This is a genomic window from Tunturiibacter gelidiferens (assembly GCF_014201335.1).
GTDB classification, from domain to species: domain Bacteria; phylum Acidobacteriota; class Terriglobia; order Terriglobales; family Acidobacteriaceae; genus Edaphobacter; species Edaphobacter lichenicola_E.
In genome coordinates this window covers 147,598-173,728 of record NZ_JACHEB010000002.1, presented here as the reverse complement: position 1 = coordinate 173,728, position 26,131 = coordinate 147,598, and the positions used below count along the sequence as shown (strand labels likewise).

Annotated in this window: 33 protein-coding genes; 19 read left to right on the top strand and 14 right to left on the bottom strand. The window is 56.7% G+C overall.

Going from position 1 to position 26,131, the window contains the following annotated elements; genetic code table 11:
• Positions 1-58: 58 nt before the first annotated feature.
• Complete coding sequence (gene rsfS, locus HDF14_RS04515; RefSeq protein WP_183973983.1) at positions 59-628, top strand: ribosome silencing factor; 570 nt, start codon at positions 59-61, stop codon at positions 626-628.
• 42 nt (positions 629-670) lie between these two features.
• Positions 671-1,120, top strand: coding sequence for a 23S rRNA (pseudouridine(1915)-N(3))-methyltransferase RlmH (locus HDF14_RS04510; RefSeq protein WP_183973981.1), 450 nt, complete (start codon positions 671-673; stop codon positions 1,118-1,120).
• 23 nt (positions 1,121-1,143) lie between these two features.
• Here the strand turns inward: HDF14_RS04510 and HDF14_RS04505 are convergent, their stop codons facing one another.
• Entirely contained in the window at positions 1,144-1,386 is a 243-nt protein-coding gene (locus tag HDF14_RS04505) for a hypothetical protein (protein WP_183973979.1), read from the bottom strand.
• Between the two features lie 302 nt (positions 1,387-1,688).
• Between HDF14_RS04505 and HDF14_RS04500 the strand changes: the two genes are divergently transcribed.
• The 6 genes from HDF14_RS04500 to HDF14_RS04475 all read left to right on the top strand — a co-directional run bounded on the left by HDF14_RS04500 (position 1,689) and on the right by HDF14_RS04475 (position 5,744).
• The gene (locus HDF14_RS04500) at positions 1,689-1,856 is read left to right on the top strand and encodes a hypothetical protein (RefSeq protein WP_183973977.1); all 168 of its coding nucleotides are present in this window, start codon (positions 1,689-1,691) and stop codon (positions 1,854-1,856) included.
• A 30-nt stretch (positions 1,857-1,886) separates the two neighbouring features.
• Positions 1,887-2,663: a hypothetical protein gene (locus HDF14_RS04495; RefSeq protein ID WP_183973975.1), complete on the top strand. Its 777-nt coding sequence runs from the start codon at positions 1,887-1,889 to the stop codon at positions 2,661-2,663.
• Between the two features lie 113 nt (positions 2,664-2,776).
• Complete coding sequence (locus HDF14_RS04490) at positions 2,777-3,199, top strand: hypothetical protein (protein WP_183973972.1); 423 nt, start codon at positions 2,777-2,779, stop codon at positions 3,197-3,199.
• A gap of 81 nt (positions 3,200-3,280) precedes the next feature.
• The gene (gene accD, locus HDF14_RS04485) at positions 3,281-4,120 is read left to right on the top strand and encodes an acetyl-CoA carboxylase, carboxyltransferase subunit beta (RefSeq protein WP_183973970.1); all 840 of its coding nucleotides are present in this window, start codon (positions 3,281-3,283) and stop codon (positions 4,118-4,120) included.
• Positions 4,121-4,224: 104 nt separating this feature from the next.
• The gene (locus tag HDF14_RS04480; RefSeq protein ID WP_183973968.1) at positions 4,225-5,070 is read left to right on the top strand and encodes a class I SAM-dependent methyltransferase; all 846 of its coding nucleotides are present in this window, start codon (positions 4,225-4,227) and stop codon (positions 5,068-5,070) included.
• 107 nt (positions 5,071-5,177) lie between these two features.
• A complete protein-coding gene (locus tag HDF14_RS04475; protein ID WP_183973966.1) occupies positions 5,178-5,744 on the top strand; it encodes a DNA-3-methyladenine glycosylase I in 567 nt (188 codons plus the stop codon).
• 24 nt (positions 5,745-5,768) lie between these two features.
• Here the strand turns inward: HDF14_RS04475 and HDF14_RS04470 are convergent, their stop codons facing one another.
• From HDF14_RS04470 to HDF14_RS04460, 3 genes are all read right to left on the bottom strand, one after another.
• Complete coding sequence (locus HDF14_RS04470; protein ID WP_183973964.1) at positions 5,769-6,167, bottom strand: DUF302 domain-containing protein; 399 nt, start codon at positions 6,165-6,167, stop codon at positions 5,769-5,771.
• A 94-nt stretch (positions 6,168-6,261) separates the two neighbouring features.
• Positions 6,262-8,049, bottom strand: coding sequence for a M20/M25/M40 family metallo-hydrolase (locus HDF14_RS04465; protein ID WP_183973962.1), 1,788 nt, complete (start codon positions 8,047-8,049; stop codon positions 6,262-6,264).
• A gap of 89 nt (positions 8,050-8,138) precedes the next feature.
• Complete coding sequence (locus HDF14_RS04460; protein ID WP_183973960.1) at positions 8,139-8,456, bottom strand: hypothetical protein; 318 nt, start codon at positions 8,454-8,456, stop codon at positions 8,139-8,141.
• 19 nt (positions 8,457-8,475) lie between these two features.
• Between HDF14_RS04460 and HDF14_RS04455 the strand changes: the two genes are divergently transcribed.
• The 4 genes from HDF14_RS04455 (at position 8,476) to HDF14_RS04440 (ending at position 12,631) form a co-directional block, all read left to right on the top strand.
• Positions 8,476-9,246, top strand: a complete 771-nt coding sequence (locus HDF14_RS04455; RefSeq protein ID WP_183973958.1) for a hypothetical protein — start codon at positions 8,476-8,478, stop codon at positions 9,244-9,246.
• A gap of 146 nt (positions 9,247-9,392) precedes the next feature.
• Positions 9,393-11,528, top strand: coding sequence for a hypothetical protein (locus tag HDF14_RS04450; protein ID WP_183973956.1), 2,136 nt, complete (start codon positions 9,393-9,395; stop codon positions 11,526-11,528).
• Between the two features lie 52 nt (positions 11,529-11,580).
• Positions 11,581-12,033 carry a thioredoxin family protein gene (locus tag HDF14_RS04445; RefSeq protein ID WP_260698029.1) on the top strand — a complete coding sequence of 151 codons (453 nt, stop codon included), beginning with the start codon at positions 11,581-11,583 and terminating at the stop codon, positions 12,031-12,033.
• Between the two features lie 52 nt (positions 12,034-12,085).
• Positions 12,086-12,631, top strand: coding sequence for an AAA family ATPase (locus HDF14_RS04440; RefSeq protein WP_183973954.1), 546 nt, complete (start codon positions 12,086-12,088; stop codon positions 12,629-12,631).
• Positions 12,632-12,676: 45 nt separating this feature from the next.
• Here the strand turns inward: HDF14_RS04440 and HDF14_RS04435 are convergent, their stop codons facing one another.
• The 3 genes from HDF14_RS04435 to glyA all read right to left on the bottom strand — a co-directional run bounded on the left by HDF14_RS04435 (position 12,677) and on the right by glyA (position 15,079).
• Complete coding sequence (locus tag HDF14_RS04435; protein WP_183973952.1) at positions 12,677-12,886, bottom strand: hypothetical protein; 210 nt, start codon at positions 12,884-12,886, stop codon at positions 12,677-12,679.
• Positions 12,887-13,115: 229 nt separating this feature from the next.
• On the bottom strand, positions 13,116-13,592 hold the full coding sequence (locus HDF14_RS04430) for a DUF4126 family protein (RefSeq protein ID WP_183973950.1): 477 nt from the start codon (positions 13,590-13,592) through the stop codon (positions 13,116-13,118).
• Positions 13,593-13,813: 221 nt separating this feature from the next.
• Positions 13,814-15,079 (bottom strand): serine hydroxymethyltransferase, encoded by a 1,266-nt coding sequence (glyA, locus tag HDF14_RS04425; protein ID WP_313899488.1) that lies wholly within the window; start codon positions 15,077-15,079, stop codon positions 13,814-13,816.
• On the opposite strand from glyA, the gene HDF14_RS04420 reads away from it, so the two are divergent.
• Together HDF14_RS04420 and HDF14_RS04415 are read left to right on the top strand one after the other, a co-directional pair.
• On the top strand, positions 15,066-15,254 hold the full coding sequence (locus HDF14_RS04420; protein ID WP_183973948.1) for a hypothetical protein: 189 nt from the start codon (positions 15,066-15,068) through the stop codon (positions 15,252-15,254). The two genes, glyA and HDF14_RS04420, sit on opposite strands and share 14 nt — an antisense overlap.
• Complete coding sequence (locus tag HDF14_RS04415; RefSeq protein ID WP_183973946.1) at positions 15,251-15,469, top strand: hypothetical protein; 219 nt, start codon at positions 15,251-15,253, stop codon at positions 15,467-15,469. Before HDF14_RS04420 ends, HDF14_RS04415 begins: the two co-directional genes overlap by 4 nt.
• Before the next feature lie 240 nt (positions 15,470-15,709).
• Here HDF14_RS04415 and HDF14_RS04410 read toward each other — a convergent pair whose 3' ends face one another.
• From HDF14_RS04410 to HDF14_RS04395, 4 genes are all read right to left on the bottom strand, one after another.
• Positions 15,710-15,946 (bottom strand): hypothetical protein, encoded by a 237-nt coding sequence (locus tag HDF14_RS04410; RefSeq protein ID WP_183973944.1) that lies wholly within the window; start codon positions 15,944-15,946, stop codon positions 15,710-15,712.
• A 151-nt stretch (positions 15,947-16,097) separates the two neighbouring features.
• Positions 16,098-17,327, bottom strand: a complete 1,230-nt coding sequence (locus tag HDF14_RS04405; protein WP_183973942.1) for a hypothetical protein — start codon at positions 17,325-17,327, stop codon at positions 16,098-16,100.
• Positions 17,302-18,717, bottom strand: coding sequence for an MBOAT family O-acyltransferase (locus HDF14_RS04400; RefSeq protein WP_183973940.1), 1,416 nt, complete (start codon positions 18,715-18,717; stop codon positions 17,302-17,304). Before HDF14_RS04400 ends, HDF14_RS04405 begins: the two co-directional genes overlap by 26 nt.
• Positions 18,718-19,094: 377 nt before the next feature.
• A complete protein-coding gene (locus HDF14_RS04395; protein ID WP_183973938.1) occupies positions 19,095-20,315 on the bottom strand; it encodes an alpha/beta hydrolase family protein in 1,221 nt (406 codons plus the stop codon).
• Positions 20,316-20,725: 410 nt separating this feature from the next.
• Here HDF14_RS04395 and HDF14_RS04390 point away from each other — a divergent pair, with 410 nt between their 5' ends.
• Positions 20,726-21,001 carry a hypothetical protein gene (locus HDF14_RS04390; RefSeq protein ID WP_183973936.1) on the top strand — a complete coding sequence of 92 codons (276 nt, stop codon included), beginning with the start codon at positions 20,726-20,728 and terminating at the stop codon, positions 20,999-21,001.
• A 104-nt stretch (positions 21,002-21,105) separates the two neighbouring features.
• On the opposite strand, the gene HDF14_RS04385 is transcribed toward HDF14_RS04390, so the two are convergent.
• Together HDF14_RS04385 and HDF14_RS04380 are read right to left on the bottom strand one after the other, a co-directional pair.
• Entirely contained in the window at positions 21,106-21,675 is a 570-nt protein-coding gene (locus tag HDF14_RS04385) for a methyltransferase family protein (RefSeq protein ID WP_183973935.1), read from the bottom strand.
• 29 nt (positions 21,676-21,704) lie between these two features.
• A complete protein-coding gene (locus HDF14_RS04380; RefSeq protein ID WP_183973934.1) occupies positions 21,705-21,998 on the bottom strand; it encodes a hypothetical protein in 294 nt (97 codons plus the stop codon).
• Positions 21,999-22,117: 119 nt separating this feature from the next.
• On the opposite strand from HDF14_RS04380, the gene HDF14_RS04375 reads away from it, so the two are divergent.
• Complete coding sequence (locus tag HDF14_RS04375; protein ID WP_183973921.1) at positions 22,118-22,528, top strand: YidH family protein; 411 nt, start codon at positions 22,118-22,120, stop codon at positions 22,526-22,528.
• 6 nt (positions 22,529-22,534) lie between these two features.
• Here the strand turns inward: HDF14_RS04375 and HDF14_RS04370 are convergent, their stop codons facing one another.
• Positions 22,535-23,254 (bottom strand): hypothetical protein, encoded by a 720-nt coding sequence (locus tag HDF14_RS04370; protein WP_183973919.1) that lies wholly within the window; start codon positions 23,252-23,254, stop codon positions 22,535-22,537.
• Between the two features lie 695 nt (positions 23,255-23,949).
• Between HDF14_RS04370 and HDF14_RS04365 the strand changes: the two genes are divergently transcribed.
• The 3 genes from HDF14_RS04365 (at position 23,950) to HDF14_RS04355 (ending at position 26,051) form a co-directional block, all read left to right on the top strand.
• Positions 23,950-24,426 carry a sigma-70 family RNA polymerase sigma factor gene (locus HDF14_RS04365; RefSeq protein ID WP_183973917.1) on the top strand — a complete coding sequence of 159 codons (477 nt, stop codon included), beginning with the start codon at positions 23,950-23,952 and terminating at the stop codon, positions 24,424-24,426.
• A gap of 382 nt (positions 24,427-24,808) precedes the next feature.
• Positions 24,809-25,162 carry a hypothetical protein gene (locus HDF14_RS04360; RefSeq protein ID WP_183973915.1) on the top strand — a complete coding sequence of 118 codons (354 nt, stop codon included), beginning with the start codon at positions 24,809-24,811 and terminating at the stop codon, positions 25,160-25,162.
• Between the two features lie 250 nt (positions 25,163-25,412).
• On the top strand, positions 25,413-26,051 hold the full coding sequence (locus tag HDF14_RS04355) for a hypothetical protein (protein ID WP_260698028.1): 639 nt from the start codon (positions 25,413-25,415) through the stop codon (positions 26,049-26,051).
• Positions 26,052-26,131 lie beyond the last annotated feature (80 nt).

The window sequence follows — 26,131 nt, the reverse complement described above, 5'->3', positions numbered from 1 at the left end:
CGCGTAAAGGCTGGCTTCTGGAGGCGTGACCCGCTACCATGGAAGTCCAAGGAGTCTCATGCCCTCAATTGAAAGTAACCAGTTGCTGCTCGCCGCCGCTGCCGCGTGTGAAGACAAGAAAGCTGAAGATATTCGCATTCTCGCGCTGGATCCGGCCGAGAGCGGCCTGACCGATTACTTCCTGATCTGCAATGGAACCAATGAACGGCAGAACGTGGCGATCACGGATGAGATCGAGATTCGCCTGAAGCGCGAATTCGGTGTTTATCCCAACTCTGTCGAGGGGCGCCGCCAGGGTGAATGGATTTTGATGGACTATGTCGACTTCATTGTTCATGTCTTCTCGGCAGAGAAGCGGGCGTTTTATGGTCTTGAGCGGCTGCGTAAATCCGCGACCACGATCAGTGTTGCCGATCTTGATGCTGAGGTAAGCGCCCGGATCAAGGAAAGTCGCGCCAAGAAGACAACGATGAAAAAAGCGGTTGTGAAGGTCGCGGCTAAAAAGGTGGCTAAGAAGGCAACTGTGGCCGCCCCTGTAAAGAAAGCAGCAGCTAAGAAAACTGCTTCGAAGAAGACGGTGGCCAAAGCTCCGGCGAAAAAGACATCGAAGAAGAGTTCAAAGAAATAATTCCTTGAAGCTCGGTCGTTGCGCGGTAGATTCTGACTGAGGATGAAGATAACGCTAGCAGCGGTTTTATCTACGCGATCGCTCCTCGAGGCCGGGGGGCGGTGGTTCGATGACTATGTCAGCCGCATTGCTCGATATACTCCTTGCGAATCGCAGGCGTTTGAATCGGAGAAGGCGCTGCTTGAGTGGATCGAACGGCAGCAGGGCCGCACGCGTGCTTATGCGATTCTGTTTGACAGTCGCGGGAGGCAGTACAGCTCCGAGGAGTTTGCCGCTCAGGTCGGGCGGCTTCGTGATGAGGGGACGCAACGGGTGGTATTCGCCATTGGGCCAGCGGATGGATGGTCTCCTGCGGCTAAACAGCGCGCCGATCTCCTTCTCTCCCTGGGCCTCATGACCCTGCCCCATCAATTGGCCAGGGTCGTTGTGGCCGAGCAGGTCTACCGCGCCTTTACTATCCTCGCAGGCCACCCCTATCATTCAGGCCATTGAGCTTCGCTGTCCGTTGTGTATCTCTACTCATCGATTCGTGCGTCTTTAGCTTTGCGAGTTTTGGAGGTCGACGTCTCCGCTACACATTTCTCGGAGACACGTTGTGGATTTGCGCATTTACCTGCGGCCGCGCGGGTGAATGCACGATAGAGCCGGTCTACGTCAACCTGGCCTTTGCGTCCCTGCGCCTCAAGGGCGGAGTGCATGGCGGATAGCAGCTCCGACCTTAGTTCATGGAAGACCTTGTCGATATAGATGTACGGCAATTGACCTCCGCGGCTTTGACCCACGATACATGGGCCGGGCACAATGTTGCGCGAGGTATCTGTTGCCTCCGCTTCACTTGGCCAAAAATGCTCTCACCGAATCGTCGGGAACTGTCTTTGAGAGAGTTCTGGGGAAACCCTCTTAGCAGGGTCAGAGATCGTCATAAATGAGGAAACTATTAGCGTCCATCCCACAATAGATAACTCTTTTGTGTAGGTTTTGCGCGTGTTTTTCTTTATTTGGAAAGCATCCATAGCCTACGCTGATGCAAGCGCACATTTGCGCTTCAGGAGCCTTCCCCATGAACAAGTCTATCCGCAACCTCGCGCTCACCGCCGCCGTCCTCTTCTCTACCGCTGCTCCAATGTTCGCGAATATCACAGGAACAGTTCCGCATCCCCAATTGGTTTCTGTATCCCTGGCCCTTGGCGATTACGTAGGCATCGTCATCTCCATCGCCGGGCTGTAAGATCGTTCGGGATAGGCCGACGAGGCAGGAATGAACTTTACGACTTTGGAAAACATCCTCTGGGCGGCTGGCCTTGTTGGCGTCGCCGCCCTGCTCGTCGTGCTGCTCTACCGCCAAAGGTGGCAGCAATTCCCCGTCTTCACCTGCTTCGTCGCTTATTCAACCCTTGTCTCGGCCGGTATGTTTTTTATTGCGAAGTACAGCACTCCAAGGGTCTATAGGAACACCTATTGGGTCACCGGCGGAGGGGATATTCTCTTCCAGCTTGGGCTCATCTTCGAGATTGCCCGGAACGTCTTACGCCCCACTGGTACTTGGGTTCGAGACGCACGCTCTTCATTCGTATTGTGGGGGCTGACGGGAACGGCTTTTGCTGTTGGACTTTGTCTCGCGATCAAGGCGCCGCTTGGCTCAACTGCGGGGATCTGGGAGATTCGCGGGGATCTATTTACCGCTTTGCTTGACTGTGAGCTTTTTCTGGCGATGCTCTTTGCTTCCAATAAGTTAGGGCTGGAATGGCGTAATCATGTAATGGCACTAGCCCAAGGCCTAACGGTTTGGGCGTTCGTTTCTGCAGTTAGCGACCTGGCTAGTATCTTCCTCGGCTGGACACAGCAGTATCGGATCGTACAGCTTTTTCCATCTTTTCTATACATAGCGGTTCTTATGTATTGGCTAGTAGCCTTCTGGCGACCGGAGGCTGTGCGGGCGCCTTTATCGGAAGAAATGAAGGATTATCTGGTTGCTCTTCACAGTAGAGTGCAGTACGATCTTCAGCAGGTCACTCAGACCCGCGATCGCACGTAACCCATATGGCCCCTATAGTCATTACCGCCCTGGTTACTGTTTTGTTAGGTGCTGCGCTCCTGCATTCCTATTTAACTGCAAGACGATTGGCTCGCTGTACGTGGGATGAGTTGGTGGGAAAGCTTCATCGGGTTGAGTCGACAGGCGTGATGACGGTGGCGCTGAACCACCTCGTGCCGCAGAAGGATTCTCTCAACCTGGAGCCCGAGGAGATGTGGAACCTTCTGGGCGGCCTGGAGGGGGTTCAGCGCATGCGCGAGAATGGCCGAATTTTGATCGCGCTTGCTTCCTATGTGGAACGCTGGAACTTTGACGAAGGCATCATCATCGCCGAACGTATGCGCCGCGATGGATTGCAGCTGCGTCGTGCAGTTACTCAGATCATGCTGGCGACCTTCTTCGGCAGACAAAAGATGCGGGTTCCCTTCTATCTGCACGAAGTGGCTTCTTCGTACTACCTGATGCGGCAGAGACTTTTGGTTCTGTATGAGACCAATCATGCCGGTCTCTACTCTCGCCTCGCTGAAGCGCTCTGATTCCAACTCAACGACCAACGCACCGCGCACCCTGTTCAGTCGTTACAATAGGCAGGGCGACGGTCGAAAGGGCATGCAAGGATGAGTTGGTTCAAGCGCGAAGATAACGAGATCGTAAACGACTCGGAGAAGACGGTACGGACCGAGGGTTTGTGGATTCGTTGCCCCGACTGCGGCAAAATTCTGTTTAAGGCTGAGCTCGAAGCCAATCAGAAGGTGTGCTGGCATTGCGGTCATCACTTTCGGATCGATGCTCGTACGCGTATCGAAAATCTCCTTGAGCCCGGCTACGAGCTGGTCGACCTAGAACTTCGTTCGACCGATCCGTTGAACTTTACGGACTTGAAGCCCTACAAGCGGCGTCTTGCCGAGGCGCAGAACAAGACTGGCCTGAATGACGCGATCATCAATGCAATTGGACAGCTTGGTGCACATAATGTTGTTTTGAGTGTGATGGAGTACGCCTTTATTGGCGGAAGCATGGGCGCGGTTGTGGGAGAGACAATTGCCCGTGCGGTGGACCGCTCGCTAGCTACACGCAATCCGTTGATCATTGTTGCGGCGTCGGGCGGTGCTCGAATGATGGAGGGGATCGCTTCGCTGATGCAGCTAGCGAAGATCTCTGCGGGTTTGGCCCGAATGGATGACGCGAAGATTCCTTACATCTCTGTGATGACTGATCCGACGACCGGTGGCGTCACCGCGAGCTTCGCTATGCTTGGTGACCTGAACATCGCAGAGCCGGGAGCGTTGATCGGTTTCGCGGGGCCCAGAGTCATCGAACAGACTATTCGGCAGAAGCTTCCGGAGGGCTTTCAGCGTTCGGAGTTTTTACTCGAACATGGATTTCTTGATGCAATCGTTCCCCGCAAGGAGATGAAAGACTACCTGTCGCAGACTCTGAGCTGGATGGGTTCCTAGCGGAACGGGTAGATCGTCGCTTGAAATTTCTTCTGTTCGGAATGCCAATCTATTCACCAGCGAAACGACATGGTTCGTGGGAGATGTCGTTACACTTAAGGTGAATGCAGGCCGTCGTTCCATCCCGTACCGCTCTTCGCGTGGCGCTGCGTCGTGCAGCGCATCAACTCTATGACGCGCAACCACTGGTCCTCGACGATCCAATTGCGGTCGCGATCCTGGGAGAGAGATATGCCGAGGAGCTGCGTCGTACGCCGATCCGTCCGGATCGACCTTTCTCTATTGCTCTGCGCGCATTTATCGTGGCACGCAGCCGCTATGCAGAAGACATGCTCAGAGATGCGGTGGCACCGGGAGTTACTCAGTACGTTCTTCTGGGAGCGGGACTCGATACCTTCGCGCATCGCAACCCGTACTCCGAACTTCGTGTCTTTGAAGTCGATCATCCTGCGACACAGAGTTGGAAGCGGGATTTGTTGGCTGAAAGCAAGCTGCCTTCGCCCAAAAATCTTGTGTACGCTCCGGTTGATTTTGAGACGCAGGATCTGCCTACGCAACTGCGTGCTGCTGGCTTTGATCCCAAGGCCTCGACCTTCTTTGCGTGGTTGGGGGTGGTGCCATATCTGACTCACGGTGCCTTTCGATCAACGATAGATTTCATCGCTTCGCGGCCGCGCGGCTCGGGCCTTGTTCTGGACTACGGACAACCTCGATCGGCACTTCCATTCCGCGAGCAGCTGGCTTATGACTCCCTGGCGTCTCGGGTTCAATTAGCGGGAGAGCCGTTCCAACTATTCTTCAAGCCGTCTAAGATCGCCGCGGAACTCGATGCCTTTTACAACCTCGAAGATCTTGGTTCCCCCGAGATCAACGCGCGCTACTTTGCCGGTCGAGCGGATAATTTACGGGCGCTCGGCAGCGCCGGAAGACTGCTGAGCGCCTGGCTGTAAGCTCTGATGGCCGACACGGTTTCGCGCCACATTGATAGAAGTGGTCTGCGTCAGCGATTATGTCTTATGAAGACAACCGACCAGCTGATCCCTTTTTCGAGGATGGTATGACGAAAAAGAACACCGCCATCCATCGCTGCAAGTGGGCTGAGAACGATCCGTTGATGCAGGCGTACCACGATGAAGAGTGGGGCGTGCCGGAGCGCGACAGCCGCGTGCTGTGGGAGGCGCTGATGCTCGACGGATTTCAGGCGGGGCTCTCCTGGATCACTGTCCTGCGCAAGCGCGAGGCCTTTCGCAAGGCCTTCTATAATTTCGACCCTAAGAAGGTGGCGCGCATGGGAGAGGCAGACATTGAGCGTCTGCTAAAGAATGAGGGCATCATTCGGTCCCGCGCCAAGATTGAAGCGACCATCAACGGAGCAAAGATCTATGTAGCGATGGCTGATGCGGGAGAGGATTTTTCGACCTACATCTGGAAGTTTGCCGGCAACAAGCCGATTCAAAACAGCGGGCCAGTGCCGGCGAAGACTCCGTTGTCTGAGGAGATCTCTGCGGCGCTGAAGAAACGCGGCTTCAAGTTTGTCGGCCCTGTGATCGTGTACGCGTGGATGCAGGCTGTCGGTATCGTCAATGACCACAGTGCAGATTGTTTTCGACGTAAAGTGCGCTGAGCGGTAAGGACTGCATGGATCGGACTATTGCGCGGCTTTGGCTGCGAGCATTCCAGCGGCGGCCAGGTTTGCAGTCAATTCCTGCGAAAAGCCGTGTCGCCGCTGGAGCCATTCCGGATCATTCCAAGAGAGCAGCACTTTGCCATCGGCTCCTTCAGCGACGAGGATCTTCAGCGGAAGATCGAGCGCAGCGCTGGGCGCGGCGAGCATAACGGGAGTTCCCGCCTTGGGGCTTCCAAAGATCAACAGCTTCGTTGGGTGCATCTCGATGCCCGCTACGGCCGCTTCGCCGGAGTGATCCACGACGGTAAATAGCTTGACTCCCTTTTCCTTGAGTAGAGCCTCTATTCGGGAGACAGTTTCGTCGACAGAGTAACGGCTGGTGCAGGTTTTAATGCCTTCATGGGTCTGCTGTTCAGTCACGGGTCAACCCTCCCTGGTTGCGGTCGTTGGCGTTAAACCAAGATACCCCTTGGAAGGGGTATCTTGAAATTCGCATCGATCGTTCTTTGTGTTTTTACTTCGGTGCGTCTACGGCGGGGACTGCGTTCGGGTAGATGCCGGGAATTGGGGCACTCATCTGCTTTTGTAATTCGGGATGAGGGAAGGGCTTACGCGGCATCATGGCTTCGCGCTCGCTGGTGTTGTAGAGGAAGATCGCCTCAACCACTGCAGCCTGCTCAAGGTCTAGAGCGTGCAGGCGGTCGTAGGTGTCCATGTCGGAGTGGTGGGTTCGCGTCTCGTAGTCCATCGGATCCTGGATGTATTGGAAGCCGGGTAGACCGACTGCATCGAAGGACAGGTGATCGGTGCCGCCGGTGTTGCGGTAGGAGATGGTGGTAACGCCGAGATCGGCGAGGGGCGCGATCCACTGTTTGAAGATCGGAGCGATTGCCCAGTTCTCCTGCGTGTAGACACCGCGTACCTTGCCGGTTCCATTGTCGAGGTTGTAGTAGGCATCGAGCGTCTCCCACTCCTTGGTCGTGGACAGTGGACCGCGCTGACGCATGAAGGCGGGCAGGTACGCGGGCTGGGGATCCTTCGGTTCAGCAAAGGTGCCAAAGTGCTGTTTGACGTATCCGAGCGAACCGAAGAGGCCTTGCTCTTCGCCGGACCACAAGGCAATGCGGATGGTGCGCTTTGGTCTGATGCCAAGAGACTTCAGGATGCGGACGGCTTCCATGGCTACGATCGAGCCCGCGCCGTTGTCGGTCGCGCCGGTGCCGGAGATCCAGCTGTCCAGATGGCCGCCGACCATGACGATCTGATCCTTCAACTTTGGATCGGTACCGGGAATTTCAGCTACGGTGTCGAAGCCATGCTCGTGGTCGCCGGTGAACTTCGTCTCGATGTTGAGCTCGAGCGTGACTGGGACGTGATTTTCGATCAAGCGCCCGAGGCGGTTGTAGTGCTCGATCATCATGACCGCGTTGGGAATGGTGACTGCGTTTTCTTTCTTCTGTGCATCGCGAGCCAGGTTCGCTCCGTTGTCGTCGAAGATGATGCCAGTTCCACCGCCATCAGCGCTATCACGGCTTGGGGTGATTACGGCCACGGAACCTTCATCTGCCATCATCTTGAGGGCGGCTTTACGAAGATCAGCCATCTTCAAGCGCTCGGCGATGTACTTTGCAAACTCGGGCGAGCCCGGAGTGTAGCGTCCGCCACCCGATTCGTAGGTTTCCATTTCCTTCAGCTCTGCATCGGTGTAGCGGTGAAAGAGCGGCTCCGTAACGTCGGGGGTGGGACGCATTGCACCGAGCAGAACAATCTTGCCCTTCAGCATGCCTTTATATTTTTCGAGGTCGCCCATCTCCTGCACGTTCATGTAGACGACTTTTCCCGTGACCGGGCCATTGGTCGCCGGGGACCACGGGGCTGCCTGTGCCCAGAGAGGTTCAGGGTCGGGCGAGACCATTCGCACCCATGTATTGATCTGCTGCCAGCCCATGCCGAACTCGCCCCAGTCTTCGAGGTGCGCGTTTTCAAGGCCAATCTTCGTCAGCGTGTCGCGAGTCCAGGCGTTGGCCTTTGCCATGTTCGGTGAGCCGGTGAGACGCGGCCCGATTCCGTCAGCCAATGCTCCACCAAATTCCATCACGTGCGAGTGCTTGAAACCCTCTTCGCGGATGCGCGCGTACATCGTTAGATCGATGCTCTCGGTTGCAGGCTGCAGTCCATAGTAGGAAGGCGTTTCAATCGCAGTATCTTTCGTTTTTTTGTCGGCGGCGACTGAGGGGACGGCGAGGCTTGCAATTGCGGCCGTACAGCAGCCCCAACGCACAAAAGCACGAACAAATGACATACTTGGTGGTCCTCCAGGAAGTGTTTTGAAGAATAGCAGATATCACCAACAGGCTGCCGCCGCTATATCCGATGATTGTCTGAGGATTTTTAGCTTTTGCGGAGCTGCCGACGCACCCACAGGGTGCCGAGATACAGCAACGTCACTAGTAACACTAGTACACCCACAGGGAGTCCGACCCGGCTGTAAGTCAACGAAAAATCGACCGCGTGGTGCGTTGCCGTGTTGTAAAAGAGAATGCCGACGATCGCGCAGAAGGTTGCCGCGAAGAAAGCTGCAAATCCCAGCGCGAAGCTCATCAACAGGCTGGTAAACCAGCCAAGGTCCCCCAAGGGAACACCAAATAAGTAGCCCGCGCCAAAGGTTCGAGGCGAGGCTGAGCTTCCGTTCTGCGATGCTTGCGCCATACCAGTAGAATACTGCTTTATGGCAGAAGGTGTGCAGAGCGAGTTGATACAGGCGACACAGGTGATCCGCGATGCGGTGGTGCGACAGGGACCGAACGGCATCCGTTACGCGGCATTCGGCGATAACAATCTGGGTGAGAAGGATCTCGAGCGCATGGTTCAGGCGGTACCAACCGCTGTCGCCGGTGCGATCTCGCGCAAGACCTACTATTTTGTTCCACTGGCTCTAAGTGAGGCCAGGGGGAGTGAATCGACTATGGTTGCGCCTGCCTATACGCCGGAGTTGGGGGACCAGGCGATTTGCCATCGAAACGTAACGCACGATGGCACAGAGGGCATCTTCATCTCTACCCGCTTGCTGGGAGATCGCTTCGCGCTTGCTTTTGAGTTTTTTATCAATGTTGGTCATGCCTTTGTCGATGCGATCGGCGTTCCTGATGCCTTCGAGCAGTTGGTTTGGGGGCAGGCTTTGGCGGATGTTCGGGGGGAAACCAGTCAGGACGCCTGGGAGAACCGCGGCCTCGCGCTTGGCGGGAAGACGGAACAGACTGAGGTGAAGCCCGTGATCGATGAGAAGGCGAAAACTGCCTTCCTCGAATCTTCCTTCTCAGACGCTATCGCCATTTATCAGCTCTCGCTCTCGGTGGACTTCGACTACTCCGAACTTCGTGAACGCGAGTATCCTTTGCTCGCGCCGCTGGCTCTTGCCGAGCGACTTCGCCTGGTGGCTCAGCTCTTCCCGCCTAATCCTACTTACGAATTTTCGATTCGATATCGCCGGCGCGCCTGAGTTCTCTGCCGTCGGCGACTTATCGGCGGCTTCCTATAACTTTGAGCGCTAAGTGTTCTGACGCGACGCGTGCCATGTAACCCGTCCAGATCCCGGGAACGAGATTATAATTTCGCCGAACGGAATCGATGGCTGGATGGAGACGCATGATGCGTTCGACACGGATTTCGATTGCAGCAAGTGCATTCCTGACGGCTATGGCGTGCGCTCAGCAATCACCGTATCCACAGTTGCCGACTCCAGATTCGCCGTCACTCGAAAATTCGCAGCTTGCCGCTCGGCCTGCAGTGGGCTCTTCCTCGAACACGCCCCTTTACCGTGAGCTGGACTTACTTCGCCGGGGCGGATTCTTTGAGGCGCCGGAGGCGCTCGTTTCGCTGAAGATCGTCGGCAAAGATGGTGTGCTGCCGAGCCATGTCGAAGCGGCGGAGTACACGCTGATTGTGAACGGAACGCCGCGGATCGGGCGGCTGCAGGCTCCAAAAAAATCGCCTGATGTGGTTTCGCCGCTGGTATTGCTGGTCTTTCCACCGAACCAGCCGGTGTTGCATTCGATTGGAGTGCGTGAAGCTACGCGATACTTCGCGTCGCAACCGAAGGAGGTGCTGCCGTGGCGAGTTGGAATCTTTGATTCGAATGGAAAGCTGACTCCATTTACCGATGGGAGATCACAGCTACTGCTGAATCTGGACTTCGTGAGTCATGCTGTCGAGCCCTTTCAGTACACCGGGAACGCGTCGATGGTTGGAGGCCGACCGGTAGATGGAAGCTGGCTGGTGAAGGCGGAAGATGCGGTCAGTCTTATGCAGCGGTTCGATGGGCCAAAGGTTGTTCTGGCAATGAATCCTTTGGCTGAGTCGATGTATGGCCTTAACGATCAGATGTTCGCGCATGATGGACCGGAAGCTTTGGTCGATGTAGCGAAGCACGTGGGGGCTCATATTTATATTGCAAATGTGGGCGGGCCGGAGGCGTTCGTGCCGGCTGGCGGTGCCGCGGAAGACCGTCCGGCGCAGGTGAATATTCCTTCGACGAATGGCGGCCCACAACTTGGAACTGCACCTTCCATGAACATGAGATTCGATCCACGGCTTAGTAGCGCTTTGGCGAACTCTGCGGCACGCGCCTCGTTGATGATGCAGACCGCAGATGCCACACTGGGCGGCTTTTCGAACTCGCTCGACAAGCTTGCTGCGCAGATTCATCGAGACCTCGACGAGACGTATTCGCTTAACTTTGATATGACTGCCGCGGATCGCGACCATGGGATTCCGTCCGTGGAGGTGAAGTTTGCGGACCGTAATCTACGCGCGTCGATTATGGAGGTTTCACCTGTGGGGACGTCCTCCGAGGCGTACCGCGAAGGGGTTTCCAGAGTGTTGGTGGATAAGGTCAGAAAGGCGACTTTGAAGCCTGTGAGTTCGACAGAGTTTCGAATTACGCAACACGTCGACTACTTTCCCCTGCGCTCGGGGCTTGAGCCGTTATTTCCAATGAGCGCGCTCGTCGAGTGGACGGGAGCTGGCCGAGGTCCAACACGGCTCTCTGTCGTCGAATCGGTGGACGACGTCAACCTTTCTACTGCAGTGCTGGAACGGGCGGTTCAGGTGAGGTGGGATGGTCACCACGTCAACTGGGAGAGAGATGGGAGTTTGCATCCTGGTCAATATCTCTGGCGCATTGCGGTCCACGACGGAAATGGAGGGGTGCTTGCATCAGCGGAACAGAAGATCACTGTCAGCCTGCCTAGGGAGACTGGTGTTGAGGTGAGCAGCCTAGTTGTCGGAAAATCCTGCCGCGAACAGGTCGGTTCGGTGGATGGATTGAAGCGGCGAACGACCGACGATCACGCTGACGTTCAGCCGCATTCGCAGATTGACCCGATGCGTGCGGTGGATTGCCGGATCAAGCCTGAACCTTCGGATAGGTTCGCATCCACGGATCGGCTTCATGCTTTTGTGAGGATTTATCCCTCCAAAAAGATAGACAAACAAAAACCCGAGAGCTGGACTGCAAAGTTCACTCTTCGGTCCAAGACGAACCCAATTGCAACCGAGAAAGAGATACCTTTCCGAGTCGATTCGGGGTCGGGTTATCTCGCTTATGTTGAGATGTCACTGGATACTCCCGGTATGGATCCAGGCCAGTACACACTGGATGTCGTCACGCGAGGTCCGGGGATTCGCAAAGAGCTGAAAGAGTCCCGCTCAATTTCGATTCAACGGCCTGTTTCCGATCATCAGACAGACGCGGCAGGGGACGCTCGCAAAACGACCAATTGAGGTCCTGAGACCGAATCAGGCGAAAACACATCTAATCGGTATTCGAGGGGTGATGAAGATGCCTGCAATCCGAACATGCAAACAGTGTGGCCAGAAAAATCGTGTTGCTGCAAATCACCTCTCTGACACGGGCCGTTGCGGTGCGTGTAAGACTCCGCTGCCACCAGTCGATGAACCTCTGCAGGTAGATGCAGCTCTTTTCGACGAAATCGTTAATACTTCACGCGTTCCGGTTCTGGTGGACTTTTGGGCGGAGTGGTGTGGGCCGTGTCACGCCGCCGCTCCAGAGGTGGCGCGCGCGGCAAAGGACATGGCTGGACAGGCCCTTGTGTTGAAAGTTGATACCGACAAACATCAGCAACTAGCCGCGAGGTTCAACGTACGCGGTATCCCCAACTTCGCCATCTTCTCTGCCGGAAAGCTTGTGAAACAACAGGCTGGCGTGGTCGGGCACGACGTGATGGAGGGATGGCTGCGATCTGCTGCACCGGCTCCGACCACCTGAGTGACAGGACTCGTATACTTGGCGCTGCGTAATCGCGCGAAGGTACGACTCGATGAAGCTGATCTTTCTATACGGTTTGCCCGCAACGGGAAAACTGACAGTAGCACGCGAACTGGCCGCGATGACCGGCTACAAACTCTTCCATAACCATCTCACAGTGGATCTGCTTCTGTCGGTCTTTGAGTTCGGCTCGCCAGCCTTCGTTGCACTACGAGAAGAGATCTGGCTATCTGTCTTCGATCAGGCGGCTTCGGGCCAGGTGCCTGGACTCATTTTCACCTTTGCACCCGAACCGACGGTGCAATCCGGCTTCCTAAGAAACGTGGCCAATACAGTTGAAAAGAGAGGCGGCGAGGTGGATTTTGTTGAACTTGTCTGCCCACGTAGCGAGCTGAGACGACGCCTAGCTAATCCATCACGGCTTAATCATCACAAGCTGACTTCGGTTACGATTTTCGATCAAATCTATTCGACTCGAGAGTTTGATGGACATTCGTTGTCGAACCCCAGGCTCTCGATCGACACCAGTCTTTGTACTGCCGCACATGCGGCCGCAAAGATAGCCGAGGTCCTCGAACTCGATCTGTCACTGACCTGACTGCCTCGACGGGACAGAAACTGGTGTGAAACTTCAGGTCGCGGGTTACCAGTCGCGGCTATGATGAGGGATTCGTCCGCAGTCGCCTTCTGTGAGGTAGCAGCGAAGTATCCCAAAAACCACGGTGGCTCCGGCACCGACAATCATGAAGATGACTCCGGTTGAAATTCTTCCCGTGAAGTAGGGAAAGAGGAAGACTGCAACTCCCGCGTACATCAGAATCGTCAGTACGGTTCGCGTCATGCTCTTCGTCATCTCTCCACCCTCCCGTGCTTGCCCGCGGCCGAAATCTGCGGCAGGAACAATCACATCGCAGTTCGTCTCCGACTCAAGCTAGAATCCCATTTCGAGTGGGTTTGCGCCTGCGGTACTGCACATCGTACTCGACGAAATCAACCTTTGCCAAAGATTTTTAATCTTTGGTCGGAGGTGCTGAAGCTACGTTGGTTCAAATGATGTGGGGAGGGGTATTTGCGACAGGAGTTTAGCCGGTCACAATTCCCATCGCTAGAACTGCGCAAAAGACTGCACTCCCATCCTCGATAAGCGCCACGGGCCAATCTTTACCGCCGCGTCGCGTCACAATCTCGCGCCGAATCAGAAAGCTGGCGAAGGTGCCAACAAGGGCGCCCGACACGCACAAAATGACCCCTTCCATTCCAGATCCGTTCAGTCCCGCAGCAGTGATCGCGCCGATCAAGCCGGCAACCAACAGCCTCGCAATCAACGGAAACGGGGCAGTCCGATTCGGTGTCTTCGGTAGCTTGTCAACGATGTATTCCCCTATCGCAAGCAAGGTAAAGATGATTGCTGTTATGAGTTTTCCGCTCCAAGCTGCCCAATTGTCGTCTACCGAAAGATGGCCTGCATAGGCGAACCAGCAAAGCACCGCCATCGCAGTCATCGTCCGCATCCCTGTCACGAGGCCCAAGAGGGGGATGGCGAACAACCAGGTCATCATTTGCATCGCCATAAAATCCCCTTTCATTCGAATACTCGAAAGTTAGTGGAATGCCAGGATGTTTCAGGCGCTCTCTACTCACGACTCAGCATTAGCCTTTCAATCGAAAACTATACTCGCAGATCGCTTTTTGACGATGGCTTATGAATCAATATTTTGCAACGCCGTGAATCGCCACCTGGATCAGTTGGGTCGGATGAAATCGTCAAATTTCGAGAACACTATTTGTCTCTCAGCCAGCCATACAGAGGAAAGTTCTCCGCCATTTCTAGCACTTGACCGCGGATTTGGCGAAGCTTCGAGGGGTCGGTCCGATGTTCTAGAGCCTGGGCGATCCAGCCTGCAATGATGCGCATTTCCGGCTCTTTCATGCCTCTTGTGGTCAACGCTGGCGTACCGATTCTGATGCCGCTGGGTTTCATGGGCGGATTAGTGTCGTAGGGGATTGCGTTCTTGTTGACGGTAATTCCAGCCTCTCCCAGGGCATGTTCCGCCTCAGAGCCGAGCATTCCCTTCTGGAAGACGTCGATCAGCATGACATGTGTGTCGGTGCCGCCTGAGATGATGCGATATCCTTCTGCGGCGATCGCTTCGGCGAGGACTTTGGCGTTGGTGACGACCTGTTTGGCGTAGGTCGCAAACTCCGGTGCCAGCGCCTCTTTGAAGGCCACGGCTTTTGCCGCGACGATGTGGATGAGGGGGCCACCCTGCTGGCCCGGGAAGACGCTGCGGTCAATGCCTGCGGCCAGATCCTGGTTGCAGAGGATCATGCCGGCGCGCGGTCCGCGCAGGGTTTTGTGTGTGGTGGTGGTGACTACGTGGGCGTGGGGGACGGGGGACGGGTGGGCGCCGCCGGCGACAAGGCCGGCGAAGTGGGCCATGTCGACCATGAGGTAGGCGCCGACTTTGTCGGCGATGGCTCGCATGCGCGGAAAGTCGAACTGGCGCGGGTAAGCGCTGCCTCCACCTACGATTACCTTGGGTTTTTCGCGGATTGCGGTGGCTTCCAACTCGTCGTAGTCAACGGTTTCGGTGTCTTTGCGGACCTGGTAGCCGACGATTCTGTAGAGTTTGCCTGAAAAATTGAGCTTGTGGCCGTGGGTGAGGTGGCCTCCGTGGGCCAGATCGAGGCCCAGGATGCAGTCCCCTGGGTTGAGGAGGGTCATGTAGGCGGCGGCGTTGGCCTGGGAGCCGGAGTGGGGCTGGACGTTGGCGTGGTCGGCATTGAAGAGCTGTTTGGCGCGGGCGCGGGCGATGTCTTCGACGATGTCGGCGTACTCGCAGCCGCCGTAGTAGCGCTTTCCGGGGTAGCCCTCTGCGTATTTGTTGGTGAAAACGGTGCCTGCGGCCTCTAAAACCGCGCGGCTTACGAAGTTTTCGGAGGCGATCATCTCAAGGCCTTCGTGCTGGCGCTTTATCTCGTTTTGAATCTGTGCGGCAATCTCGGGGTCGGCGGCGGCCAGCGGGGCATTCATGTCGATGGGCATGGGGTTATTTTATGTCACTGTTTTTGGATTTTTTTTTGTGGGTGGTGTTGGGGGGTTGGTTTTGTGGTTTACGGCGTTTTTGAGGGGTGTTTTGGAAAAAGAGGGTGTTTGGGTGTGGTGTTTTGATGGTGAGAGTGTGGTGGAATGCGTGGCTGATGTGGTGGCGAAGCAATGAACTTTTTGGCGTCTAAAAATGCGCCACGATTTTCAACTTTATTTTGGGTGGTGTTGTCTGTGCGTAGTTGGTTGCCTTGGAAAAGGCTATATTTTGGTGGGTTTTTTGAAGTTTTTGGATTTGATTTTGATTCTGAACAAATAAGGTTTTTGGGTGGGCATCCATTCGTTTGCGGTTGGCGTTCTTACTATCAGCAAGGGTTTAAACAGACATAGAAATTGGAAAGGATCATTATGCAGACTTTGTATGTCGGAATCGCATTCTCGACGATGGTGATTCTTCCGCTTCTTGTCGCCAAGTGGAGCGGGACTCGCAACGAAGACTTTCGTGACTTCATGCGCAAAGTTGAGTAGCGGGTGTCGTGCGGTTAATGATTGACGTTCAGAAGGCCCCGAATGACAGACGAGGTGGTTCTCTCATTCGGGGCTTTTCTGTGCGTTCGTGAGGCGCCGAACCTAGTTCTGGGTAAGGGTCGCCAGCGCAGTGGAGTGGGCCTGCGCCTTTGCAAATGCTGACTTCATCATCAGTGCCGCTTTGGACGGGAGGCAGTGGCACACGTCAGAATCAGTTGTGGCGCTCTGCCGGGGCGGGGTTTGGGCACCGACGGCTACTACGACTAGAAAGACGGCTATGAAGATGGCGAGACGCCGGGTGGCGTGGTCGTCGGACGGACGATACGGAGGCTGTGTCATGGGATGACCCTCTGCAGGAATGATACGGCTGCTGCGTATGGGAGTTCCCAAGTTTCAATAAATATTTTGGGATCCCGGTGTCCGTCAGTTGTCCGAAAAGCCCGTTTTCGGACAAGGGAAACCGATTTACTTCCGACAGACCGACCTTTCGCTACCGATTTACTTTCCCGGGCGCTTGATCCAGGCTAGCCGCGGATGGTGGAACGCAGTCAGGGGTCGAGAGAGGTGGGGGCGCGTCGGGTTTGAGGTGAAGCATAGGCGTCAGCTGAGTCACGCTTCGGATGTAGGCATCGGTGAATACGATTGCGCAGGCGTGCGAGAGGTGAGAGCTCTCCGGCAAATTGAGGTTCTGTGCGTTGGCAAGATCGTCAGCGTGAACGCCTTTGGTGTGCGTGTAGGCGAGAAGAGGGTCCCATCCCCTTGCTCTGGGAATGTGGCCGTATTCGACCTTGCCCAGATCGAGCCCTGAAGGCGGGCGAAGGAAGACTACGTCGCCGCCGCGAGCACGGATTTTATCGACAGCGGTTTTGGACCGCACGAGAATCTCCTGGATGCTCTTGTCGTCGATCGGAAATGGTGGAAAGAGTTCAAACCAGACGGTCCGGGCGTGATCGTTCAAACGCTTATCGTGTTCGAGTCTTTGCCAAAGCCGGGCACTCCCATCCGGAGCGAGTTGTCCAATCTTCCAGACGTTGTCGTAGGGGCCTCGTACGCCAGGACGCCAATGTGGATCGAGGTGAGCGACCAGAGTGCTGAGTCCGTAGTCTTCTTCAAGCATGGCGAGGCCCGGCCCGATCACGCGCTGGATCTGGTAAGAAGCGCGCTTAGAAGGCGACTCCTTTTTGCTCAACTCTATCGCCTCCCTCGTCCGTACGACGGTGAAGCGGTTGTCGAAGAAGGAGGTTTCGGCCATTCCGACGACGGCGAGGCCCTTGAAGTGAGGGTCGTCCGCGATGTCCTCCAGGACGAGGAGGCCAGTTCCGCCGGCAATGCCCAGTTGAATCGGACGAATGCCGGTGAGCTGCTGGACGCGATCGAGGTCGGTGTCGTAGAGAATGCGTGAGTCGCCAATGAGCAGAAGCGGCACATCGCGACGATCGACTTCGCGACGCAGTTTTGCCCAGGTGTCATACGAGCTGCTCATGTCTCCCGGAACAAGCTCGAGCCGACGCATCTGCCACTCCCAAAGCGAGGAGAGCAAGAGCACCAGAATCACCACGACGAGTGAGATCCTGCCCCAGGGCTGGTGGGGAATATCGCGTTCCGGAACTGGCTGCGCCACGCCCGGACGGTCGGCTGCGGTGAGGCGCAAGCCCATGGGCAGCCTCTCGTGGGTGGCTGTGGGAGGCATGTTGCTAGAACTGGAAGTAGATGAAGCCATTGCTCTCTCCGTGTTGAATTACAACTGCGAAGGCCATGATGGTCCAGAGCGCGGTTAGCGTTGCAGGGTGCAGCCGGGCGATTGCCATCTCGAGGGTCTTGTTGCGCATGAGGCTGTGTGCGAGGAGCAAGCCCCCGATGATGAGCGTCGTTGTAATGAGGTAAATCGCCGCCAGGATGGGTTCCGCATGGTGATTTCTGCCGAACATGCCTCTGAGGATCACGATGGCCTGGGGGAATGTTTTCGCGCGGAAGAAGACCCAGGCGATGTTGACGAACAGGAAGGTGAGCAGCCCGAGCGCGGCGCCCGCGATGGGCCCCGGATGATAGCCACGGAACGGCTTGCGCAGCATACGTTCGACCGAGAGATAGAGCCCGTGCAGACCGCCCCAGACGACGAATGTCCAGCTTGCGCCATGCCAAAGGCCACCGATCAGCATTGTTGCCATCAGGGAGAAATATGTTCGCGCGTTGCCGCGCTTGTTTCCGCCCATCGGTATGTAGACGTAGTCGCGCAGCCAGGCCGAGAGAGTGATATGCCACCTGCGCCAGAAGTCGGTGAATCCGATGGCGGCATAGGGAAAGCGAAAGTTATCCGAGAGGGCAAATCCCAGGCAAAGGGCTGCTCCAATCGCGGTGATGGAGTAGCCGGCAAAGTCGCAGAAGATCTGCCCGCTGAAGGCCAACGTTCCCATCCAGGCATCGATAAAGCCGGGTGCGGATCTGCCGTTGTAGACGAGATCTACCACGGGGCCGAGAAAGCCGTCGGCCAAGACCGACTTCTCAAAAAGCCCCAGGGTCATCAGCGCCAAACCAAAACGCATCTGACTCGCTGTTGCCTGATGCGGAACTTCAAATTGAGGGACCAGTTCGGTGGGCCGCATGATGGGCCCGGCGACGAGGTGTGGAAAGAAGGTAACGAAGAGGGCGTAGTCGAGGAAGTTGCGAGCGGGCGCGGACCGACGCAGATAGATGTCCAACGTGTAGGACATGGTAGCGAAGGTGTAAAACGAGATGCCGATGGGAAGAATGATGCTCGACTTTGGCGGGCTGTATTTGAAGCCCGCCATGGATACCATGTGGGCGAAGTTATCGAGAAGGAAGTGACCGTATTTGAAGTAGCAAAGTAGTCCCAGGCTGACGACGATGGAGACCATCATCCAGGCGCGGCGCTTCCAGGGGTTTTCCGCCGCGGCGAGTCCGCGAGCAGCGAACCAGTCGACGACTGTGGACAGCCAAAGCAGAATGACGAACGGCGGATTCCACGCCGCGTAGAAGATGTAGCTGGCAATCAAGAGATTGATCTTCTTCACTCGCCAGGAAAAAGGCATTGAGTGCAGGATGAGAACAATCGCAAAAAAAACGACAAAGACAAGCGAGTTGAAGATCATCTAGCGCACGCTCCTACACAAAGGTTTGGCCCATGGGTTCACACACATTTCGCATCCCGGACGTGACGGATCATCCAGCAGTAAATGGGCCTGTTTGGTCGAACGGTAAGGCGCTGGTTCTCGGAATCATCTGCTATCGATTGCTTTGATAGTGCTCAAACTTGCTCATCATTTCAAAATAATGACGGATTAAGTTTTGGCGGCCCGCAAGCGGTTGAAAAGGAACACGACACAGAGACAGACCGGCTGAAGGCTGGCTTCACCGGTGAGGAATTCAGTTTTTTCGGCTCAATATGCTCTGGAGTGTACACGACCTTCCAGCGATCTTGGGGAAAAGATCATGAAAGGCTTTGCGGATGGGTGAACTGATTGGCTTTCTATCGAGCGCTTACCGTTGCGTGAGACTCGAGAGATGGGGCGGTTTTTGTTTGCGCGAGGCGTTTGAAGGATTGGTAGATGAAGGAGCCGAGGTACCAGCCGTCGAGGTACTTGTAGGGAGTTTCGCCAGTGGTGTAGTGGCCGCAGGGGAGGACCTTCGAGACGTAGTCGATCTTCAGGGCGTCGAAGTTAGTGAGGACGTCGAGCGAATATTTCAGCGGGAAGGTCAGGTCGTAGGTGGCGTGGATTATGAGGACGCGCTTGGGCTTGGCGGCGAAGCGGTCCATGTAGGACATGGGGCTGACGATGGAGAAGATTTCGCGGACCTGATCCTGCGTGAGGCCGGCTTGCTCGAAGGCGGCGCGGATGTGGCGGGTGCTCTGGCCAGCCCATACTACGTCTCCGAACCAGGTGGAGGCGTGGTTGAAGGCGCAGACTTGCAGGCGCTCGTCGAAGGCGGCGGCGATGAAGGCGTAGCAGCTGCCGAGGCTGGTGCCCAGGACTCCGAACTGCTCGTAGCCTTGTGACTGGAGCCAGTCGATGCAGCTGCGGATGTCGACTACGGCCTGGCGGCAGGCTTCGGTTGTGCGACCTACGTTGGCGCTAACGGCGTAGTCGGAGCGCTCGAGCTCGGCTGGGCGGCGGACGTCGTGGTAAGGCTTGGAGAGGCGGAGGCAGGAGATGCCGAAGTTGTTGAAGAGCGTGCAGAGGGCGTTGTGGGAGAAGGCGTCGGCGTTCCACTGAGGCATGACGATGATGGCCTGTTTGGGCTTGCCTTTTTGCGTCTCCGGGTGCGCGGGATACCAGCGTGCGTTGACCTGGTCGTTCTCCGGGTAGCGGGTGCGGATGGGTGAGGTGAAGCGGAGGAAGTCGGCGGCTTCGATCTCACCGGTTTCGGCCTGGCGGCGGAGCTCGGCGTCTTCCTGGAGGGTTTCGGGGCGGACGTTGGTGGGGTAGAGCTGGGGGTGGCGACGCTCAAGGCGGAAGTCGGTGGGGGTGTCGTAGCTGTAGAACTCGTCGGCGCGGGCGACGATGTCGGCGTTGACGGCGGTCATGCGGTCGTAGTCGCTAAGGTGCGGGTTGGCTGCGAGCGCGAGGGGGCTGAAGTCCTGGAGCCAGTCGAAGCCCCACTCGAGGGGCCGGACGATGCGATTGGTGTCGCGGGTGGTGAGGGCTGTCTCCCAGGAGTACATCCACTTTGCGTAAAGCCTTGAGAGCATTTCTCTAGTTTACCAAGGGTTGGCGCATGCGATATTTCTTCCGGTGGGTGGGGGATTTTTACCTTTTGGCGCCCTGCTGCGGGAAATTATTGGTGTATTGGCTGTCGTAATGTTCCGGCCTGCATCAGATAGGTGGAAGCGTTTACACGAATCAGGCAATTTTGACTATGGCGAGAAGGTTGTAGTCAGACCTTTTTTCCACTGAGCTGCCGATTTGGGCGAAAGTGGAAAATGTTTTCCTTTCTTTTGCGAGTTTGCCCTCAGGTCTGGTGGGTTAACGGTCGATGAATTTGGCCCGTTTGTTGAGAATAAAGGCTCTTCAGGACCGGTTGAGACTGGCATTGCGCTTGCAAGTATGCAAAACGTAGCACACGGATAGAGAAGATTCATAAACTGATAGGAGGCAAAAAATGGCGGCAATCACACTTTATACATGCCTTTGTGGAGTACAGAAGAAGACTAGCAATCACTGGGTGCTGGCGAAGGTCAGCGATAGCGGTATTACTTTTATGCCGTGGGATGCTGAACTGGCGCGGCGCGGAGACATCGTTGTACTGTGCGGCGAGGGTTGCGCGGCATCGATGCTGAGCCGTTCGCTGGGCGATTGGAAGAAGCCTGCAGTGGGCGTTACCAGCGTTGGTTCGGTGACCGATATCAGTGCGGAGTATGAGTTGGCGGTAGCTTAGGCTGACTTCCCCGGAGAGCCGAAAGGGGCGCTCTGCGGGGATCTGCGGGTCGGTATGTGTCCCAGTGGGATGGGAGGCGGCTGAACGCGGGTGGGGTTAATGGGTTAGAAGATTCCTGGGATGAGACATCTTGTGGTTTTGCGGTAGTCGTCGTAATCGTGCCCGAAGGCGCGGCGGAGAGCTGACTCTTCTACGCGGATTCGATAGAAGAGAGCAGCGGCGGTGGGGATGAGGACCATCGCGAAGCCGAGCCAGTTTCGGGTGTGCAGGGCGATGGCGGCGAAGATGAGGATGAGTCCCGAGTAGGACGGGTGGCGGACGAAGCGGAAGAGACCTGTTTTGTGGAGAGTTTGTGTGGCACGGATGGCGACGTTAGCGCTGAAGGAGCGGCCGAGGGTGACGATGGCTGTCCAACGAATGGCTAGGCCAAGGATCAAGGGGATGAGCGCGGCGGCTTGAGCCCAAGGGGTGATGGGGTCGATGGTGTGGGGGTGGGTATCGCCGTAGTAGCTGCCGAGGGAGACAGAGACAAGGATGACGAGCCAGAGGATGCGGAGAGAGCCGCGGTCCTGGATGTCGCCACCGCCGCGGCGGGTGCGCGTGATGGCGAGAATGACGACCTCAGACAAGACCCACGCGAGGTAGAGGATTCGGTACAAAGCCAATACGTTCATGCTGGAACCTCGTGGGTTGATCACGGATTTTACGGAAGCAGTGGGGTGATGCTCTCGACGACGACGCCTTCGGTTTCGAAGTGTGTGACGCGGTGGTCGGTGCTGTGGCCCATGTGGATCGCCTTTTTAAGAAGGGTGATGAGAGGGCGCGAGGTCTCGGGGAACCAGCGGTCGGAGGATTGATCCCAATCGACGGCGAGGTTGTAGGTGACGTCGCATTTCGGGCAGAGGACGGGTGTTTCGAGCCATCGCTGGAAAGAGCCGGTGGTGAGTTTGCGGACGGGTTCGGTGCCGGAACGGATGGCTGCGATGCGGAGGTTCATGACTGGGAAAAGGGTAGCACTGGGTTCGTGGGTTGGGGTTCGTGTGAGGGGGGACTATTAGATTGGACGTTCGGCCGGAGCTTGGGTAGGCTTCTCGGACAGGGAGAGAGGCGGGGGCGATGGGTGAGGGAGAGAAAGATCCGCGAGTGACGCTCGCGGGAGAACGGACGGAGATGGCGATATTTCGCACCAGCCTGTCGCTGGACAGGACGACGTTGGCGTGGGTTCGAACGACTCTGACGATGAGCAGCTTTGGGCTGGGGATGATTGCGTTCTTTCGGACGATTCGCATGGAGGCGCATACGCCGGAGAGTGTGCGGCTGCATGAAGCGGCGATTCACTTTGGCGTGACGCTGGTGGTGATTGGCGTGGTGGCTACGGGACTGGTGGCGGTATCGCATATTTCTGCGCTACGGAAGCTGCGCGCGGGGGAGACGCCTATGACCGCGAGGTGGCCGTTGAGCATTTCGCTTGCGTTGCTGCTGGCTTTGCTGGCGCTTTGGGCGATGTGGGTTACGTTTCATGGGTAGAGATCTTTAGAGCTCGGAGAAGATGAGGCAGACGCGGCCTACGATGTAGTCGGCTGGGGTTTCGTGCGAGGCGAGAGGCAGGAGCTGGACGGGGAAGTCGCGGGAGTAGGGGCGAAGGATGAGGCGGCCTTCGTCGTAGTCTACGAAGCGCAGCAGGAGTGCGGCTCCGCAACGGACGGCGTAGAGAGTGGGCTGGTGGGCGCGGTAGGGCGCGAGGGAGTTGTAGTGGCGATCGAGAACGGCGATGGCTCCGGGAGAGAGGAGCGGGTCCATGGCTGCGGATTGCTGGGTGTCGGCGCGGATGGCGAGAAAGCGTTGCCAGTGGGCGTGTTTGGTGGAGGGGCGGGCGCGGTTGTCGTGGAGGCGGGAGGCCGAGACCTGGACGGTTTCGATGATGGAGGCGGGTGGGATGATAGCGTCGTCCATGGCTGCGGAGGGGGAGACGACGGGGACGATTTCGATGGGGTCGCTGTTTTCAACTGGGGTGGAAGTTGAGGCGTGGGCGTTGAGGTCGAGGGGGAGGATGTGCTCGACGGAGAGTCTCTGGGAGGCCAGGACGCGGTCGAGGCCTTCTAGAGACAGGGCGCGTTTTTTATTGAGGAAGTTGGAGATGTGGGCTTGCTGAAAACCGGCTTGCTGGGCGAGGCGACTTCCGGTTAGTGCGCCCCGGTCGATGCGTCGTTGGAGTTCGAGACGAAGGAGCTCGTGGAGGTCTTGGAAGTTCATAATGGAGGGTAACCCTCGGCGAACCATATCATTTGGCAAGGCGAACATAAAGCGAAATATTCGCTTGACGCAATAAGTTTCGGGTTCAAACTACTGCTAACGAGGGATATACGAGAGTAGTTTGCCTGAGGAAAGATTGCGGTTGACAGTACTTTTGTCAAAAGCTATAACCTTGAGACTTTCCCAATACGGAATCGAAGCGGTAGAGCGACTGAGGGCCCCTGATCATGGGGCGCTGGAGCTGAGCCGCATTCGGAGACGTGTGGGCGAGGAGACAGGGTGATCGATTTTTCCCAAGGTACGACACCGCACTGAAGCAAACGACAGATGAAGGCTGTCGCCTTGACCGACTGAACCAGCAGAGCGAAGCGGCAAGCGAACGGCGTTCCATAGCAACTTAGGCGAGCCCACTCAACCATTGAAAAACATCGAGGCTCGCCGGGGGAGAAGTACGCTTTGAAAGGGAACGAAGTGAACTACTTGCGCATGGATTTGAAGGTATGTGAAGGGTGCGGGGCGCTATGGCTCCGTGCGAGCTCTGACGGTGTGTACTGCCGGGGATGCGCTGGGCGACTGGCTGAATTTCCGGCACCGCGAGGCAAGCATGCTGGAGGAAGAAAGCGGCGGCAGATGCGTAGCGGGAGTTTGCGCAGCGTGGGATGTACAGCGGCGGTTGGAGTTGGCGGAGGTGCACGATGAGTGCAGCTTTGGTGATTCTGCCGGCGGTGTGGGCTACGGCTGCGCCTTCTCGTGTGAAGACGCTGCCAGAGGTGGTGCAACAGAAGAAGACGGCTCCGGAGCTGGCGTTCTACCGGAAGTATACGGAGGGGATGCTGCGACGGTATGTGAGGCTGTCGATGGAGGCGGGAAGAGCGCCGTCGTTGCTGGGTCGCGAGATGTTTCGCGGGAAGGTGACGAGCTACCGAGTGCACAGCTTTGAAGATGTGGTGATCTTCGTGCATGACGTGGAGACGTGTCTCAAGAAGCTCGACGAGGGACAACAACATTTGATCCGACGAATTGCGCTGCAGGAGTTTACGCAGGCGGAGACGGCTGGTTTGCTGGGGTTGAGCCTGAGGTCGGTGCACCGGCAGTATGCCGACGCGCTGGATGAGCTGACGGAGATCTTCCTGGAACGAAAACTTCTGGAGCCTGCAAAGGCTTGTCAATAGGCCGGAGGTGCCCTGTAAAGCGTAGGTCATTGTTTTATTTGCAGTTATTTCTGTCTTGAAGTTGGCGTATGAGTTACGCGCCGGCTGTTACTCTGGAAAGAGAATAAAAATTGAGACGGGAGAGCGCCTGGTGGCTGCTCTCCCGTTTGCTTTTTTGGGACTTAGGTGAGGGCGTCGGTGCCGATTTGGGATGTGAGGAAAAAGTTGTCAAGGGGTAGAAAGTGGCCTGAGGGCGCTAAGTCGTTGTTTCGATGACGAATATTTCTCTCGAAAAGTTGGCGTATTAGTTATGGTCCAACTGCTATTCTGGAAAGGTAGTAAAGAATTGAAACGGGAGAGCGCCTGATGGCTGCTCTCCCGTTTGCTTTTGGGAGGAGACCAGGTGGAACGGAAGCGGGTGGCGGGCAGGTTTGTGCGACAAGGGCTGGACGGGGAGAGTGGCGTTCTGGGGGCTGGAAAAAAGGATGCCGGGGAAGGCGGTGCGGGTGGAGCTGTTTCGAAGGGCCCGCGGCCGAAGTTCTGCAGAACGTTTACACGGGCTCGGGTGGCGGAGGCGCTGCCTGAGATTGTGGAACGGTTTGTGGAGGAGGCGAAGAAGGGCAGCATCGCTCATGCAAAGATGCTGGCCAATCTGGGTGGCCTGGATAAAGGCGAGATGCCGGTGGAGTCCAAGCGGCGAGGTAAGAGCGTTGTGGGGCAGTTGTTGGAGAAGATGGCTCGCGAGCCGGAGGAGTAAGTAGGCGGTTTTGTGCGGCTTTCCTGGGTGGTCGGGGGTTGTTCTGCGGTTCGGTCTAATTTGTAACAGATATCGTTCGATCTAATTCTAATTTGTAACTTATTTTGATCGATCTGGATCGATCGCGGGATAGCGTGGTGGGGTTGTCCTGCTGGATGTGCCGGTTGAGAAAAAGGGCAACCGCGCATGTCCGCGGGGCGATGGCAGAGGTGTGGTCGTTGGGCGGGCTTTACAAAATACAGGAGGTGCAATGGGACACTCGGAGGGGCTTCATCGGCGAAGTGCTGGGCTTGCTGGATGGTCGGAGCTTGCAGGCAGGCGGGATGGTTTGCGGGGTGCGGCAGGGCTCGAGATGCGGGCGATGGCGGTGGAGTTTCCGGTAGTGCATGGACATCCGAACCGGTTGCCGTTTGAAGGTGTGTTGACGCTGGTAGATGTGGCAAGCGATAAGGCTCCAAGCGGTGCGAAGGGGCATCGGGTGGTGCTGACGCGTGCGGCTGCGGAGGCTGCGCTGCCGAGTTTGCTGGGGATGGCTGTCGACTACAAGGCGGGATGGGATGGACATGATGCGCGGCAGAAATGCGGCATCATTACAGCCGCTGAGTTGGATGGACAGAAGCTGACGGTGGCGGGCTATCTGTTTGCTCGGGACTTTCCGGAGATGGAGGCGAAGATCCAGGGGAGTGGGGCTGGCTCGAATCTGATGGGGATGAGCTATGAACTGGCGGATGCGCATGTGGCGGATATGCGGGCGCAGGTTTGGACGTTGACTCGGGCTACCTTTACCGGAGCTGCGATTTTGCTGCGGGAGAAGGCGGCTTATCGGAGTACGAGCTTTCATGTGAAGCGGCCGGCTGCGGCTGGACGACGCGTGGCGGTGGCTCGGTAGTTCACAAAGAAAAGTACGTGCTGCGCGCACGGCGCGATCTGCCATCGAGGTTGACGCGCCTTCGGTACATAAACGAAAGG